Here is a 17100-nt window from a genome sequence, read left to right as displayed (position 1 = left end):
GTTAAGGCTAGGCGCAGTCCTGCAAGTCAATGCGGGCAATGATAAAACGGGAGGAGATGATGTTTCACAACATCAAGCTCGGCGCGCTGGTCGCCGGGATTATCGCGCTGTCGGCTCCGGTCGCCAAGGCCGAGACATTCATTAACATTCTGACCGGGGGCACCTCGGGGGTGTATTACCCGCTGGGCGTGGCGCTGTCGGAAATCTACGGCCAGAACATGGCCGATACCCGCGTTCAGGTGCAATCGACCAAGGCCTCGGTTGAGAACCTGAACCTGCTGCAACAGGGACGGGGTGAGCTGGCCTTTGCGCTGGGTGACTCGGTTAAAGACGCCTGGGAAGGCAATGCCGATGCGGGCTTCAAGGCACCGCTGAGCAAGCTGCGCGCCATCGCAGCGATCTATCCCAACTTCATCCAGATCGCCGCTTTGAAGGACGCGAATGCCACCACGATCACCGATCTGAAGGGCAAAAGCATCTCGGTCGGGGCCGCGAAGTCGGGCACCGAGCTGAACGCGCGCAAGATTTTTGACGCAGCCGGGATGAGCTATGACGATCTGGGCAAGGTGGAATATCTGCCCTTCTCGGAATCGGTCGAGTTGATGAAGAACCGCCAGTTGGATGCGACCTTCCAATCCTCGGGTCTGGGCAATGCCGCGCTCAAGGATCTGTCGACGACGCAGGACGTAACCTTTGTGGCGATCCCGGCCGACATTGCTGACAAGCTGGGCGCGCCCTACAAGCCGGGCGTCATTCCGGCGGGTACCTATCCGGGTCAGGACGCGGATGTGCCCACCGTGGCGATCACCAATATTCTTGTCACGCAGTCGGATGTGTCCGACGAAGAGGCCTATCAGATGACCAAGCTGTTGTTTGAAAACCTCGATACGCTCAAGGCGGCGCATGCGGCTGCGGGCGGTATTTCGCTTGAGGCAGCAATCCAAGGGCTGCCGATCCCGCTGCATCCGGGTGCCGAGAAATATTACAAAGAAAAAGGCCTGATCAAGTAAGGTCAGAGCTAACACAAGCAGGGGCGGCGCGCGCAGACGGGTCGCCCCTGATCCATGAGGGAGGGATGCATGGGCGTGACGACACAAACCGCAGAAGCCGAATTGGTGCAGCACGATCCGCTGGCCGGAGGGTTTCCCGCCAGTTTCGAGGGGCGGGCGCTGTTCTGGCTGGCCGTGGCCTTCTCGGTCTGGCAGATCGCCTTTGCCGCGCATATCGTGACGCCCTCCAGCCAGATCGCGCGCGCGGTGCATGTTGGATTTCTGCTGGCGCTGGGCTTTCCGCTGCTGTCGATCGCCAAGGGCTACGGGCCGTTGGGCAAGTCGATCGCCTATGTTCTGGCCGCCTGTGGTGTCGCTGTAGCGGCCTATCAATGGGTGGAATATACGCCGCTTTTGATGCGCGCAGGCGACCCCACCAGCGTCGATCTGGTGTTCGGGGTGATCCTGTTGGTCACCGTCTTTACCGCAGCGTGGCTGCTGATGGGGCCTGCGCTGCCGATCATCTCGGGCTCGTTTCTGGCCTATGCGATGTTTGGCCAATATCTCCCCTCACCGTTCAACCATCGCGGCTATGCGTTTGAACAGGTGATCGAGCAGATGAGCTATGGCACCGAGGGGATTTACGGTATCCCGACCTATGTCTCGGCGACCTATATTTTCCTGTTTATCCTGTTCGGCTCGTTCCTTGAAAAGGCCGGGATGATCAAACTTTTCACCGATGTTTCGCTGGGGCTGGTGGGCGACAAGATGGGCGGGGCGGCCAAGGTCTCGGTGCTGTCTTCGGGGCTGATGGGCACAATCTCGGGCTCGGGCGTGGCCAATGTCGTGACCACCGGGCAATTCACGATTCCGCTGATGAAAAGCTTTGGCTATCGCTCGGCTTTTGCGGGCGGGGTCGAGGCCACGGCCTCGATGGGCGGGCAGATCATGCCGCCGGTGATGGGGGCTGTGGCCTTCATCATGGCCGAGACCTTGGGTGTCGATTATGTCGAGGTCGTCAAGGCCGCGCTGATCCCCGCGATCCTGTATTTCTTGGGCGCATTCTGGATGGTGCATCTTGAGGCGGGCAAGCGCAATCTGCGCGGCTTGGCGAAATCTGAATTGCCCAGCCCGCGTAAGGCGCTGCGCGAGGGCTGGTATCTGCTGCTGCCGCTGGGCGTGCTCGTTTACCTGCTGTTTTCGGGCTACACGCCGCTATTTGCCGGCACCGTAGGACTGTCGCTGACCGGGCTTTTGATCTTGGGCGGTTCGGTCGCGCTGGGGCTGCCCAATCAGGTGTTGCGGGTGATTTTCTGGATCATCATCGCGCTGGTGGCGGGTGCGTTTTTTGAGGTCGGCATCTGGGCGGTGCTGGCTGCCGTGGCGGTGCTGATCGCGATCAACGCCTTCATCAAGGGCGGTCATGCGACGCTGGCGCTGTGCCGCGACAGTCTGGCCGAAGGCGCGAAAACCGCGCTGCCGGTGGGGATCGCCTGCGCGCTGGTGGGTACGATCATCGGGGTGATGACGCTGACCGGGGCGGCTACGACATTCGGACAGTTCATCGTGGGGGTTGGCAAATCCTCGTTGTTCCTGTCGCTGATCTTGACGATGATCACCTGTATCGTGCTGGGCATGGGGATTCCGACGATCCCGAATTACATCATCACCTCGTCGATTGCCGGGCCTGCGCTGCTGGCGCTGGGCGTGCCGCTGATCGTGAGCCATATGTTCGTGTTCTATTTCGGCATTCTCGCCGATCTGACACCGCCCGTGGCGCTGGCCTGTTTTGCCGCCGCGCCCATCGCCAAGGAAAGTGGGCTCAAGATCAGTTTTGAGGCGATCAAGGTTGCTGCTGCTGGATTCGTGGTGCCTTTCATGGCGGTCTACACGCCCGCTTTGATGCTGCAAGATGGCGGGCCTTTGGCGGTGGCAATCGGCTATTGGCCTGCGGTCGCCTACGTTATTCTCAAGGCGGTGATCGCGATTGCGCTTTGGGGTGTGGCAGTGATCGGCTGGTTGGGCCGTCCGCTGGCATTATGGGAGCGCGGCCTTGCGATGGTCGCGGCCTTTACGCTGATCGCCGCGCTGCCGCTCACCGATGAGATCGGCTTTGCGCTGGTTGCGGGCTTTGCCGCCGTGTTGTGGATGCGCAAAGGCGCGGCCACCGCATGAGCGCGTGCCTGATGGTCGGTGCCATGATGATCGCGCTGGCGCCCTCGGGCCAGTTCAGTCTCGAATGGACCCATTCGGTCGAACATGAGGGCTGGCGCGAGCATTGGCAGCTCACCGATCACCAAACGCTGCGGCTGGTCGGGGCGGCGGTCAAGGGCTCGGGTGCGGGGATGGAGCCGGGGCCGGGCGGACATTTCGAAGACGGCTGGTGGGTCTGGAGCACGACCGGCCCCGAGGTGCCCAATCTCGAACTGGCGGCCTCGGGGGCGACGGTGTCGGGTTGGACGCTGTGTTCGGTGGGCTGCACGGTGATCGGGGCACAGCGCGAAGCGCCTATTCGCATCGCGCCCTGTAACTCGCGATGACAAAGCCTTGAATGGTCTTCCGTCAGGCGCTAGCGTTTAATTGAACGTAAGTTCAATTATTCGGAGGGGAGGGCCGATGTTAGGACAACAGCCAACTTATGCGCAGACGCGCGATCAGTTCGCTTGGGATATCCCACAGCACTATAATATCGGCGTGGATATCTGCGACCGCCATGCGGCGCAGCGCCCCGAAGCGATTGCGATCATCGACGTAGCCGAAGATGGCTCCACCCGGCAGTGCAGTTTCGAGGCCTTGCGCCAAAGTTCGAACCGTTTGGCCAATGCGCTGGGCGAGATCAGCGCCAAGGGCGACCGGATCGGCGTCTTGCTGCCGCAATCCATCGAGACCGCACAGGCCCATATCGCGATCACCAAATCCGCACGTATCGCGCTGCCGCTGTTCACGCTGTTTGGCCCCGATGCGCTGCTGCATCGGCTGCGCGATTCCGGGGCCAGCGTGGTGATCACCAATGCCGATGGGGTCGCCAAGATCGCCCAGATCCGCGACCAACTGCCCGATCTGCGCCATGTCATTTGCGTCGATCCCGCGCCTGCGCCAGTGCTTGATTTCGCAACCATCTGTGCTGCGCAAAGCGCTGAGTTCGCGTTTACCCCAACTCTGGCCGAAGACCCGGCGATCCTGATTTACACCTCGGGCACGACGGGCAATCCCAAAGGCGCGCTGCATGCGCATCGGGTGTTGCTGGGGCATCTGCCCGGTGTCGAGATGAGCCATGATTTCTTTCCCCAACCGGGCGATCGCATCTGGACGCCCGCCGACTGGGCGTGGATCGGCGGCTTGCTGGATGTGATGATGCCCGCGCTGCATCACGGGGTGACGGTGGTCGCCTGCCGGTTTCGCAAATTCAGTGCGCAGGCGGCGTTTGATCTGATGCGTGCCCAGAAAATCCGCAATGCGTTTTTGCCGCCCACCGCGCTTAAGATGATGCGGCTTTGGCCCGAAGCCGAGACGCAGCGCCTTGATCTGCGCTCGGTTGCCAGCGGCGGCGAGACCTTAGGCAAAGAGCTGATCGCTTGGGGGCAGCGGGTGTTTGGCTGCACGATCAACGAGTTCTACGGCCAGACCGAATGCAACATGATCGTGTCGTCTTGCGCCGCGCTTGAGCCCGCCGAGCCGGGCGTGATGGGCTTTGCGGTGCCCGGTCACACGTTGGCTATTCTGGACGAGGAAACCGGCACGCAGGCCGAGCCGGGGGCTGAGGGTGCTATCGCCGTGCTTGCCCCTGATCCGGTGATGTTCCTGCGCTATTGGAACAACCCCGAGGCCACGGCGGCGAAATTCCTGAGCGTGGGCGATCAGAAATGGCTGCTGACGGGGGATAAGGGGCGGGTGACGCCCTCGGGGCGGATCGCCTTTATCGGGCGCGATGACGATGTGATCGGCTCGTCAGGCTATCGCATCGGCCCCGCCGAGATTGAGGATTGTCTGCTAACGCATCCCGCGGTGCATCTGGCTGGGGTCGTGGGTAAGCCCGACCCGGTGCGCGGGTCAATCGTGGCCGCCTATATCCAGCTTTCCCAAGGTTTTACGCCAAGCCCGGAGCTGGCAGATGAAATTGCGCTGCATGTGAAAGACAAGCTTGCCGCCTATGAATTTCCGCGCGTGGTTCGGTTCATCGAGGTGATGCCCGCCACCACGACGGGCAAGATTATCCGCGCGCAATTGCGCGCTTTGGCGCAGGAGGAGGCAGACAATGAACAGCAGTGATTTGGTGCGTGTCGAGGTGTCGGACGGGGTGGCCTCGGTCGTGCTCAACCGCCCCGAGCAGCGCAATGCGATCAACCCCGAGATGGTCACCGCCCTGCGCGCCACGTTCGACCGTATCGAGGCGGACCCGGACGTGCGCGTCACGGTCCTTAGCGGCGCAGGGCCGGTATTTTGCGCCGGGATGGATCTGAAAAGTTTCACCAAGGGTGAGGCCGATGCGATCCTGAATGGCCCGCATCGCTTTGCCGGGTTCGTGGCGCGTGAACGGCGCAAGCCGGTGATCGCCGCTGTGCATGGCGCGGCCCTTGCGGGCGGGTTTGAGATCATGCTGGCCTGCGATCTGGTTGTGGCCACGCAAGAGGCGGTGTTTGGTCTGCCCGAGGTGAAGCTGGGGCTGATTGCAGGCGGGGGCGGGGCGATCCGGCTCGCGCAGCGCATCCCGCGCGTGCTGGCCAATGAGTTGCTGCTGACGGGCAAGACCTATCCGGCCTCAGAAATGCTGCGCTGGGGGCTGATCAACCAAGTGGTGGCCGCGCAGGACTTGGTTGAAACCGCACTGGGATTGGCACGCGAGATCGCGCAAAACGCGCCGCAAAGCATCACCGAAAGTCTTGCGCTTTCAGATCAGATGTTTCGCAGTGAAGAGGCCTCTCTTTGGCAGTCCAATGACCGCTCTTTGCAGGCGTTGTCGCGCAGCCAGGACGTGGCCGAGGGGATTGCTGCGTTCTTTGAAAAGCGTCCGCCAAACTGGTCTGGAACCTAGCCAACCCCGCCTTGTTGCAGTCGGGGCGGGTGGCGGATTCAGCTTTGCCTATATTTTGGGCAAAGCTGGCCAAATGATTAACTGGCTTATGTTGTCCGCTCTGTGTCAGATTAAGGGATTGTTCTCGCAACAGAGTATTTCGGTGAGCCCGCTCAAATGGACCAAATGCATTCCAATGCTCTGACGCAAAAACTGAGCAAGTTTATGGCTCTGACCGCAGCCGAAATAGAAACGCTGGCGGGGGTGGCGCAACGCAAGTTGACGCTGAGCACGGATCAGGGGCTGTCCCAGCAAGGGCAGGCCAATAGCGCGGCGTTTATCCTGACGCGGGGCTGGGCGTTTTCGTATATTTTGCTGCATGACGGGTCGCGCCAGATCGTGGATTTTCGCGTGGCGGGGGATTTTCTGGGCCTGCGCGGGTTGCTGTCACCAATGTCGGATCTGTTCATCGAGCCGCTTACGGATGTCGAGGTCACCGAGTTCCAGATTGGCGAGTTGCTGGGCGCGGGCACAAAAGTGCCACGTTTGATGTCGGCCATCCTAGCGGGAATTGCACGCGATCAAGCGATTACGGTCGAGCATCTGGTCAGTATCGGGCGGCGTGGTGCGCCCGAACGCACTGCGCATTTCTTCTTGGAACTGGGCGCGCGGCTGGAGGAGGCCGGGCAGGGGCGCAAAGACAATTACGCCTGCCCGCTGACGCAATATCACATGGCCGATGCGCTGGGTCTTAGCGCGATCCACATCAATCGCGTCCTGCGCGAGCTGCGTGAAGACGGGCTTTTGACCTTTCGCAAGGGCGAGGTGTTCATCGACGACTACGACCAGCTCAGCAAGCTGGCCGGGTTCGATCCGGGCTATCTCAGGGCCAAGACGGTGTTCTAGCCATGGCTACAGGCCGCAGTCACGTATCGGACTGCGGGCCTGTGTTGTTTAGAACAGCAAGTCACCCGAAGCCGGGGCCGGATCGAGGGCAAAGATGAACTCATCCTCGGGCAAATCCGGTGTGAACCCGACGTCCACCCAGTAATTCGACGACGCCCAGCTTTGGGTCGGGAAGATCCCGGTGGTATTGGCTGCAAACACCCCGTTGCTTCCGCCCGGAGCGCTGAGAAGCCCATCGGTCCCGTCATGGCCCGTGTCGAAATAGTTGTTGGTCGCGACATAGTTCTGCGTCGTGCCGTAAGACGCCACATAGCTGGCCCCCGGCGTCAAGGCGATGGGCGTCGCCAGCGCGCCGACCTGCCAGCCCGAGTCACCCGGATCGGATTGCACCGTGACAGAGCCCAGATTGACCCCGTTGTTATCCCAAAGATTGAGCGTGCGCAGATCGGTGTCGCCCGCATCTGCTGCACCTCGGAAATAGCGCAGCTCGGTCACTTCGCCCGCTGAATTGGCGGTGAATTTCACCCCCAGCTCGTAATCGGTTGCCTCGCTTGTGATCGTCGCGGCGGGGGCGTCGCTTGCCTCAAAGAGGGTTGCAAATGTCGGGGCGGTTTCGGGTTCGACATCGGTCACCGTGACCTGCACCGCTTGCGTCACGGCAGGCGCGATCCCGTCAGACACGCTGACGGTCACATCATAGATATTGTCGGCCCCGGCATCGGAGGGAAGTTCGAAATTGGGCTTGGACAGGAAGCTGAGCGCACCGCTTTGCGCGTCGATACCAAAGCGCGCCGCATCCGCTCCCCCCGCAATCGCAAAGCTCAGCGTATTGCCATCAAGATCTGTCGCGGTGATTACCCCGGCACTGGTCTGGTTTTCCGCCGCATCAAAGGCCGCTTGCGAGGTGATGACAGGCGCCTCATTGGCCGGAACGTTCAGATCAAACCCGACATCCACCCAATAATTGCTTGAGTTATAGCTTGCCGTTGGCACGCTGAGCGCGCTGCCATAGGAATAAACGCCATTGACCACCCCGGGCGCGGTCAGATTGCCAGACGCATCGGTCACATCGGTGGTGAAATAGCCCTGCGATGCGACATAGTTATCCGCTGTGCGATACGAGGCGGTATAGGTCTGCCCCGCGCTCACAAGGATGGGAGAGGACAGGGCCACTGTTTGCCAGCCGCTGTCTCCGGGGGCGGAGTCAAATTGCACGCTGGCCAACAGATTGCCATTCGCGTCCCACAAATGCCCATCGCGCAGGTCGGTATCGTTGGAATCCCCAACCGAGCGGAAATAGCGCAATTCGGTGATCGTGCCAGTCTGGGTCGGGGTGAACCGCATTCCCAACTCGACCGTTGAGGAATCGTTGATCGTAGTGGCCGACACCACCCCCTCGTTGAACAGGGAATACAGATTGGATGATGGCGATTCGTTGACTTGATCGCCCACCGCAATCTGGATGGCCTGGATGACCGGGTCCGTGATGCCATCGGTGACGCTGACCAGCAGGTCATAGACATTGTCCCCGCCCACATCGCCCGGGGCCTCAAAATCGGGGGCTGTCAGGAAAGACAGCGCGCCGTTGCTTGAGCCAATCGAGAACAGGGCCGCATCGGCTCCGCCCGCTATCGAGAACGTCAGCGGATCATCATCGGGATCGTCTGCGCCCAAGATCGCAGCAAGGATCTGGTTCTCGATCATGTTGAACCCGCTATCAGAGGTAAATACCGGGGCCGCATTGCCCGGAACACCGACCTGATAGGTCACATCGACCCAGTAATTCGTCGCCTCATACGACCCTTCGGGCACAACGGGCGTGACGCTATAGGCATAGACACCGTTCGAGCCAGAGGGCGCGGTCAACAGATCATAGGGATCGCTGAAATCGCTGGTAAAGAACCCCGCCGTTCCGACATAGAAATTTTCGGTGTGATAGGAGGCGGTATAGGTCGTGCCCGCGATCACGGTGACGGGGGCCGACAGCGCGGCCGTTTGCCAACCGCTTTGGCCGGGCACCGAGGTGAAGCTTACGGTCGCCAGCAGGTTGCCATTCGCGTCCCACAAATGGCCATCGCGCAGGTCGGTATCATCGGAATCGCTGAGGGCGCGGAAATAATGCAGCTCGGTGATGATCCCGCTTTGGCTTGGCGCAAAGCGCATGCCAAGTTCCAGTGATGCGCCATCGTTCTGCGCCTGCGGGGTGATCGGCGCGCCCTCAAACAACGAGAACGTCTCGGGCAAGGGGGCCGGGGTCACCGTGACCACATCCGAGGCCAACCCGACCGATGAGGGGATGTTCAAGCTGTCATCAATCGCGCGCGCCACGATCTGGAAACTGCCCTCTTGCTGGGGCGTCCATTCATAGCTCCACGTGCTGAACCCCGAGGCGGGTCGCCACGTCACGCCGTTGTCAAACGAGACTTCGACCATCGCGACTTGCCCGTCATCGGTCAGCGGATTGCCGTCGTCATCGGTCGCCGTGCCGGTGATGAGGTAGGGCGAGAGGGCAACGACCTCATTGGGCAAATCGTCAAGCGTGGCGGTGGCCGCCACCGTGTCGGTCGAGGCCGTTGCGCGCACCAAACCTTGCGAGGCGAGCACCAGATCGGACACACCGGGCTGGATGCCCATATCGGCAAACAGGTTGACGGTGAATTGTTGCAGCGCTGCGTTTTCGATATTGCCGCCATAGGGCGAGGAGTCATGCTCGTCGCTCAGACCCCAGGTCCAGAATACGGTGCCTGCGCCAAAGACCAGCGCCCCGCTTGGCGCGCGATACAGCGACAGGCTGTGCGTGCCAGTGCCCGGAGCCGTCCGGCTGCCCTGATCGACAAGGATTTCATCCCACGCCACCTCGGTGCTCGACAGCAAGATCAGCCCGGCGGGGCGATATTCATCTGCGGGCACGGTGTTCCATTCATAGCCGATAATCGCAGGCGAAAGGTCTTGCGCGCCTACCCCCGCAACCGAGGTATCGCGCCACAGCCGAAGCCCGGACAATTCCTGCGGCACATCAAGGCCCACATCAGACACGCCGCCATCACCGATGAACAACTGGCCCGTCAGCGCGTTTTCAGGGATCGCGCCCTCGGCCGTCGGATTGCCCTGCGCATCCACCGCATCAACAAAGCGCAGATCGCGCCAAGTTCCCGTCCACTCGTTGGAGGGGTCGATATTGGCGTAGTCATCCGGGCCCGCCGCAAGCGAATAATTCGCCCAGGTTTCCTTATAGGTGATCAGCGTGCGGTAATCGGTGTCCGTGCCGTCGATGCTGGGCTCGTAGCGGGTTTTCCAGTAAACGTCATTGCCGCCCCAGAAGAGCAGGTTCACCCCCGCATCGCGTGCTGCCTCGACATTGTCGCGCTGATCGCCCGACCAGTATTCGTCGTGCCCGACCGAGATATAGGCCTCATGCCCCAGCAACGCGCCCGGGCCAAGCCGATCCGTGTCGACCCCCGAGATATAGCTGACATCATAGCCATTCTCTTCAAGCCAGTAGATCGCCGCGTAATCGGCGCCAAACAGATAGTCCTGCGGACCCGATGCATAGCCGCCACCGTCACGTGTGATGATCGGGCGATTATAAGAGAGCGCAAAGGCGCGATCGGCACCGAACGGGCCAGCATCTTCGGGCGGCGGGGGTGCGTCCGCATAGCCGCCATAGAAATTGCCCGCGACCTCGCCATTGTTGCCGCCCCAACCGTTATAGGCCTGCCATGTCGTGTCCGAGGTCTGCAGCACGATATCGCTGCGGCTGCCATCTGCACGCAGATCATCCTCACGCAGGATGAACGGAATCTGGTTGGTGTCTCCGGTATCGTCGCGCACCAGCTTGGCCAGATAGACGCCCGACACGGCGGTCTCTGGCGTCAGCCACGAGGCCGATTCGCTCCAGTTTCCGGCATCGACCAGCCCGCGATCATCGGTGATCGGGTCGGGTTGTGCGTTGCCGACAAGGCCGTTGATCGTGGTGACCAGCGTCGCGCCATCGCCGCCATAATAGCCCAGGCGATAAATCTCGATGTGATAGGGCACATCGACCCCGTCAGCGGCGTTCACGTTGATCTTGAACGAGATTTCATCGCCCGTATCGACGCTGATATCGGTCGCGAACCCTTCGATCTGGTTGCTTGCAGGCGCATCCCAGATCGCGCGCGCGGTGCCGGGTTTCTGATTTTCGATAACAATCGGGTTGTCTGCCATGACGTGTCGCCCTTTTTCTGCGTCTGGCCGGAAATCAGCCCTATCGAGCCACAGTCTGCGCGCGATCGCGTCGTGGGAATACTCACCGAACGGCTGATTCTTCCTCACCGATTGATCGTTGCATTATGCAAATGGGGGTGGGCGCGCGCGCCGATCTTCGGATTGACGATTGCGCGGATCAAAGGGCGGGTTGGGAGCCGGCTCAGGGCGTCAAAAGGCGAGGGGGGCCAGAACGAAAAACGCGCCCGGCAAAAGCCGGACGCGTCGGGATTGCGTGCTACGCCTTGGGCGTGGCGTCGATCAGCTTGCCATGTCGCCCCAGAACGACCAGCCAGAATGGTGCCCAAAGACATGAGAGGTCTCAAGCGCAGGCAGGCTATCTGCTGCGGCGGGGTCAATCGTGGCCGGGTCGACGGATGAAGCATCATGGGTCGCAGCCGCGACATCCGTTGCGGGTGCTGCCACGTCCAAAGGTGCGGCGGACAGGTTGGAAGCCACAGCGCTTTGCGTGTCCGGCGTGAACACAAACTCATCGGCGTTGGCGTCCACTCCGTTGCCGGCGTCAAAGACCACATCCACCCAGTAGTTGCTGGCGTGGTAGCTTTGGGTCGGCAGTGCGGATTGTGAGCCGTAGCTATAGACGCCCGCATTGGCCTCGGTCGAGATCGGACCCGTCGACATGGTATCGTCGAAGTAGTTCTGGCTCACCGCGTATTGGCCTTGCGGGGCGTGATACGAGATCACATAGCTATCGCCCGCCGAGACCTGCACCGGGGTGTCAAAGGCGACCTGTTGCCAGCCCGCTGTTCCGGTATCCGACAGGGTTGCCGTGGCGATCTTGTTGCCATCGGCGTCCCATAGCGTGGCGGGCATCGTCGAGGTGTTGCCCTCGCCGCGATAGACGCGCACGGCATCGATCTCGCCATCGGCAGTGACCTCAAAGCGCATCCCCAGCTCGACCGAGTTATGGTCGTTCTCTGCGGTGACAGCAGGTGTGTCCGACGCCGACCAGACGCTGTAAAGCGCGTCATCGGCGGCAGGGGAGGTGGTATCGGGCGTCGTGGGTGCCGAAGCTGCGGTGATGTCGATAAAGGCCGTTGCGGTATCCGTGCCGCCTTGCTGATCAGACACACGATAGGTCACGCTTGCCGTGCCACTGGCCGTGCTGTCGGGCGTGAAGGTGATCTCGTGCTGATCGTTCATCACCGCGCTGCCCTTCGTGGTGCCGACGATATTGGTCAACACCAGAACATCGCCATCCGCATCCGTGTCATTGGACAGCAGTTGCGCCTCTTTCAAGACCAAGGGCGTGGTTGGCGTGGTCTCAAAGTTGATATCGTCATGCGCCACGGGGGCCGTGTTTTCGACTGCGGGTGTACCAGGCGCTGGTACCGGGTCGGGTGTCACGACGGGGTCGGGGGTGACGACAGGGTCTGGGGTGCTGGGGGGCGAAACAACCGAGTCAGAGCCCCCTACAGAGGCGCCAAGATCAATCGCGGCCGAGCCCGAGGCAAGGCTGAAATCGCCATTCTCGGGATCGACGAATTGCGGATCGACGCCGATTAGGTTGCCATCAGCCGCGCTTGGGGCGGCATTGCCGCCATCCGTCGAGACCGAGAGCTTTCCGTCCGTGCCATTATACAGCACGTTGTCTTGCCAGACGACATTGTCGTTGGAATAGCCACCATACGAGTTGTTATCGATCGCGGTGTTATTGCCATTGATGCTGGGATCGGCCACGGCGATGTTGTTGACGAAGGTGTTGTTGCTCGACTGCGCATTCGAGATTTCGCCACGCCAGGTGCCGTCATTCTGCAGATCGACATTGTTGTGATAGGCGGTGTTGTTGCTCACCGTCACATAGTCGCTCCAGGTGACCTGAATACCCTTGCCGCCATTGCCGTAAGAGACGTTGTTCTCGACCAGCGTGGGGTAGGTGTAATTCGGATAACCGGAGGTTTGGGTGCTTTGGAAATCATCGATGATGATGCCGTTGCCATCGGTATGCGCACCGCTTTGCGTTACGTTGTCATGGGTGATGTTGTCTTTGATGATCGTGCGATATCCGGGCGTCGTCGTATCGCCGCTGACATTGCGGTTTTGATAGATCGAGATACCCGAAAACCAACCCGACGAGGCGTTGCCATAGGTCTCGTTGCCGACGACGGTGATGAATTCCGAGTAGTTGAACTGGATGCCCGACTCGGCGTTGTTGTGCACGATATTGTCGGCAATGGTGATGTGATGGACGCTGTTGGCCTCGATCCCGTCGCCATTGGCGTTGGCGATGTCAAAGCCCTCGATCTTCACATAGTTCGCATTCACGCTGATCGCGTTCCACGACCCTGAGGGGGGACGGATCAGGGCTGTGCCGGGGGTTTCTGCGCGAATGGTGACGTCGCCTGCCGCCGAGCCACCTTGGTCGATATTGAGCGCTTCGTTATAGGTTCCAGGGCGCACAACAATCTCATCTCCAGGGTTGAGATTGGCATTGAGCGCCTGGTTGATGGTGCGAAACGGAGAGCCTGAGCTGCCGTTCGCGTTGTCGTTGCCGTTCGTGTCGACATAGTAAACAGTCATGTTCGCCTCCAATGGGCTTTCGGCCTTGCGTTCTGTGGGGCTACTTCTTTTGAAGTAGTGGCATCGGCCGAAAGATCTTTTGCTTCGATCAATTGCATATTGCGAGGGATTGATAGCATTGGGAATCCTTAAACGTCAGACAGGGCTGGGCGCATAAGCGGCAACTTACAAAGGATGGGTGCATTTTATGCCGATCCGAGTCTTCGGCCCCAAACGCGTCGAAATTTTCACCCCGTCCTCAGCAACTTGGCCCGAGAGAGGTCTTGCGAATCTGATGCGCGGATTGTTGCCGATTAAGGCCTTGCGACAGGGCTAAATCCGCAAAATATGCCGCTATTTGGCGATCATCCGCTTGTCGACGGCGATATCTGGTTGCCTGACAGAGCGAAACGCGACTCGTTTTCGTGCTTGCGAAGGCGCGCTTGCTTGGGCTGCCTGGGCAAGATTTGCGGGCTCCTCCGAATGGTCATGCTGGGGCGCATTTGGCGGAAGCGCGGGTGTCAAAAGGGCGCGCGCTTGCAGATGCGCCTGTGCCTTTTGGCGCGCCATGACGCAAATCAGCGGTGCCTGCGCGGCGTTTGGCGGTGGCACAGCACAGCCCATTTCCCCCGATCCGCAACGCGCTACGCCCAATAGCGCGGTTCTTTATCGGCGCGTGATTTGTCAGCTTTGTCCTAGGGATAAATGCTGCCAGTGGCTCTCTCGTCAGACCCTGCGGCCCAGCAACGGATCAGTGATGTGCCAATCGTGAATTGTTCTCTCGGCAAAGACGTAAAGATCACGCACCCTGATCTTGTGAACATCTATGGCTGTAGCATTGGCAGTCACACCCAGATTGGCCCGTTCGTAGAGATCCAGTCAGGCACCCGGATCGGAGCGCGCTGCAAGGTGTCTTCGCACAGTTTCATCTGTAGCGGCGTCATCCTTGAAGATGAGGTCTTCGTCGGCCACGGCGTGATGTTCACCAATGATATGTATCCCGCCAGCACCAATCCCGACGGCTCGCTGAAAGGTGCGCAGGATTGGGAATGCCTTGAGACTGTGATCGGGCGCGGCGCGTCCATCGGGTCCAATGCGACCATTCTTTGCGGCATCTCGATTGGCCCGGGAGCTTTGATCGGCGCGGGGGCCGTGGTCACGCGCAACGTGCCCGCGCGCACCGTCGTGGCGGGCGTGCCCGCGCGCATCATCGGGGATGTGCCATCTGCGCAAGGCAGCGGCCAATCCCCTTCAAAGACACATTCGTCACAGCAACCGGAGGACCGGACATGATCAACGTAGGAGTCGCAGGATACGGCTATTGGGGCCCCAACCTCGCCCGTGCGGTCTCGGAATCGGGCTGTGCGCGCGTCGAGATGATCGCGGATCGTGACAGCAAGGCCTTGGGGCGCGCAGCACAGCGCCACCCGGCGGCCCGCCTGAGCACCGATATCTATGAGATGATCGCGGATCCCAAAGTCGATGCGGTGATGATCGCCACGCCCGTCGCCAGCCATTACGATCTGGCAATGGCGGCCATTCAGGCGGGCAAGCATGTGCTGGTCGAAAAGCCGATGGCCGACACGCCCTTGCGCGCGGCAAAACTGGTCGAAGCGGCCGCCCATAAAGGCGTGATCCTGATGGTCGATCACACCTTCATCTATACCGGAGCGGTGCAGAAGATTTCAGAGCTGATGTCATCGGGCGAACTCGGCAAGATGTATTATTACGACTCCACGCGGGTGAACCTTGGGATTTTCCAGCGCGATGTCGATGTGATCTGGGATCTCGCGGTGCATGACATTGCTATCCTCGACCACCTTCTCGGGGCCAGCCCGATTGCGGTTTCGGCCAGTGCGGCGACCTGCATCGCGGGCAGCCCGGCCAATATGGCGCATCTGTCGATCTATTATGACGACGGGGTGATGGCCTATCTCAACGTGAACTGGCTGGCTCCGGTCAAGATCCGCCAGACCGTGATCGGTGGCAGCCAGCGTATGGTGATCTATGACGACATGCAGACCAGCGAGAAGGTCAAGGTCTATGACCGCGGCGCTGCCCCCGGGGTTGATCGCTATGAGCCGCTGGTCTCGTATCGCTTGGGTGACATGCGTGCGCCCGCGCTGTCCTCGAAGGAGGCGCTGGTCACCGAAGTTCAGGAATTCGCACGCTGCATCGACACCAAAGCCACGCCTCTGACCGATGGGGTCGGCGGGCTGCGGGTGGTCGAACTGCTCGCGGCGGCAACCCTTTCCACAACGCGTCGGGGCTTTCCCGTCGAACTTGGCCAGAAAAGAGAGGCGTCATGATCCCGTTCCTGAACCTTCGCGCCCAGTATCGCGCCATCGCCCCCGAGCTCGAAGAGGCCGTGCTGCAGGTCTTGCGCAGCGGGAATTATGTGCTGGGCGAGCCGGTCGAGTCCTTTGAAGAGAACTTCGCGCTCTATTGTGGCGCGGGGTCTGCGATTGGTGTCAGCAGTGGCACCTCGGCGCTGCATCTGGCGTTGTTGGCTGCCGGGATCGGGCCGGGCGATGAGGTCATCACCACGCCCTCCACCTTCGTCGCCACGATCGCGGCCATTCTTTATACGGGTGCAACCCCGGTGCTGGTCGATATCGATCCCGAGACCTGGAACATGGACCCAAGCGGGATCAAAGCCGCGATTTCGCCACGCACCCGCGCGATCTTGCCGGTGCATTTGCACGGTCGGTTGGCCGATATGGAGGCCATCGTCGCGATTGCGCGCCGTCATGGCTTGCTGGTGATCGAAGACGCCGCGCAGGCGCATGGCGCGCAGCGGGGCACGCAGCGTGCGGGTACATTCGGCGATATCGGCTGTTTCAGCTTTTATCCCGGCAAGAACCTTGGCGCATGTGGTGAGGGTGGCGCGATTGTCACCAGCTCGGCAGAGTTAGATGAGAAGGTGCGCTGCCTGCGCGACTGGGGCCAAAAAGGCAAAGGCAACCATGTGGTCGAGGGCTACAATTTCCGCATGGATGCGGTGCAGGGCGCGATCCTTGACGTAAAGCTGCGCCATCTGGATGCGTGGAATGCTGCGCGGCGCCGGATCGCCAATATGTATCACGAGGGGCTCGCGCCTGACATTTCACGCGCCAAGGGGCCGTTTGGCGAGGATCATGTCGGTCATGTCTATGCCATTCGTGTCGCCAATCGCGCCGAGTTCCAAGCCAATCTGGAAACCGCCAGCGTGCCCACCAGTGTGCACTACCCGTTGCCGGTGCATCTGCAACCCGCCTATGCCCGCATGGGCTATTCGCGCGGCGATTTCCCGGTGGCCGAGGCCTATGCCGACACCACCGTCTCGCTGCCGATCCATCCCGATCTCACGGACAAGCATGTCGATCATATCGTGGAGTCGGTGAACCGATTTGCCGGCGCGATGGCGCCAATGGAAATGCAAGGATAGTC

General features: G+C 60.8%; 11 protein-coding genes. 9 read left to right on the top strand and 2 right to left on the bottom strand.

Going from position 1 to position 17100, the window contains the following annotated elements; genetic code table 11:
• Nucleotides 1-59 precede the first annotated feature (59 nt).
• The 6 genes from QZ571_RS06015 (at nucleotide 60) to QZ571_RS05990 (ending at nucleotide 6906) form a co-directional block, all read left to right on the top strand.
• The gene (locus QZ571_RS06015; RefSeq protein WP_295532810.1) at nucleotides 60-1010 is read left to right on the top strand and encodes a TAXI family TRAP transporter solute-binding subunit; all 951 of its coding nucleotides are present in this window, start codon (nucleotides 60-62) and stop codon (nucleotides 1008-1010) included.
• A 69-nt stretch (nucleotides 1011-1079) separates the two neighbouring features.
• Nucleotides 1080-3164 (top strand): TRAP transporter permease, encoded by a 2085-nt coding sequence (locus tag QZ571_RS06010; protein WP_295532809.1) that lies wholly within the window; start codon nucleotides 1080-1082, stop codon nucleotides 3162-3164.
• A complete protein-coding gene (locus QZ571_RS06005; protein WP_295532808.1) occupies nucleotides 3161-3529 on the top strand; it encodes a DUF1850 domain-containing protein in 369 nt (122 codons plus the stop codon). Before QZ571_RS06010 ends, QZ571_RS06005 begins: the two co-directional genes overlap by 4 nt.
• A 76-nt stretch (nucleotides 3530-3605) precedes the next feature.
• Nucleotides 3606-5258: an AMP-binding protein gene (locus QZ571_RS06000; RefSeq protein ID WP_295532807.1), complete on the top strand. Its 1653-nt coding sequence runs from the start codon at nucleotides 3606-3608 to the stop codon at nucleotides 5256-5258.
• Entirely contained in the window at nucleotides 5245-6021 is a 777-nt protein-coding gene (locus QZ571_RS05995) for an enoyl-CoA hydratase-related protein (RefSeq protein WP_295532806.1), read from the top strand. Before QZ571_RS06000 ends, QZ571_RS05995 begins: the two co-directional genes overlap by 14 nt.
• A gap of 204 nt (nucleotides 6022-6225) precedes the next feature.
• Entirely contained in the window at nucleotides 6226-6906 is a 681-nt protein-coding gene (locus QZ571_RS05990; protein ID WP_295532805.1) for a Crp/Fnr family transcriptional regulator, read from the top strand.
• A 48-nt stretch (nucleotides 6907-6954) separates the two neighbouring features.
• Here the strand turns inward: QZ571_RS05990 and QZ571_RS05985 are convergent, their stop codons facing one another.
• Together QZ571_RS05985 and QZ571_RS05980 are read right to left on the bottom strand one after the other, a co-directional pair.
• Nucleotides 6955-11112 carry a DUF4082 domain-containing protein gene (locus QZ571_RS05985; RefSeq protein ID WP_295532804.1) on the bottom strand — a complete coding sequence of 1386 codons (4158 nt, stop codon included), beginning with the start codon at nucleotides 11110-11112 and terminating at the stop codon, nucleotides 6955-6957.
• A 300-nt stretch (nucleotides 11113-11412) separates the two neighbouring features.
• On the bottom strand, nucleotides 11413-13692 hold the full coding sequence (locus tag QZ571_RS05980; RefSeq protein ID WP_295532803.1) for a DUF4082 domain-containing protein: 2280 nt from the start codon (nucleotides 13690-13692) through the stop codon (nucleotides 11413-11415).
• Nucleotides 13693-14376: 684 nt separating this feature from the next.
• On the opposite strand from QZ571_RS05980, the gene QZ571_RS05975 reads away from it, so the two are divergent.
• The 3 genes from QZ571_RS05975 to QZ571_RS05965 are packed head-to-tail and all read left to right on the top strand — an operon-like array spanning nucleotide 14377 to nucleotide 17098.
• Complete coding sequence (locus tag QZ571_RS05975) at nucleotides 14377-14964, top strand: acyltransferase (protein ID WP_295532802.1); 588 nt, start codon at nucleotides 14377-14379, stop codon at nucleotides 14962-14964.
• A complete protein-coding gene (locus QZ571_RS05970) occupies nucleotides 14961-15980 on the top strand; it encodes a Gfo/Idh/MocA family oxidoreductase (protein ID WP_295532801.1) in 1020 nt (339 codons plus the stop codon). Before QZ571_RS05975 ends, QZ571_RS05970 begins: the two co-directional genes overlap by 4 nt.
• Nucleotides 15977-17098, top strand: coding sequence for a DegT/DnrJ/EryC1/StrS aminotransferase family protein (locus tag QZ571_RS05965; protein WP_295532800.1), 1122 nt, complete (start codon nucleotides 15977-15979; stop codon nucleotides 17096-17098). The genes QZ571_RS05970 and QZ571_RS05965 overlap by 4 nt, the downstream gene beginning before the upstream one ends.
• Nucleotides 17099-17100: the final 2 nt, after the last annotated feature.

The organism is uncultured Thioclava sp. (assembly GCF_913064665.1).
Lineage (GTDB): Bacteria > Pseudomonadota > Alphaproteobacteria > Rhodobacterales > Rhodobacteraceae > Thioclava > Thioclava arctica.
The sequence above is the reverse complement of the archived record's forward strand: the minus strand, read 5'-3'. Positions and strand labels throughout refer to the sequence as shown.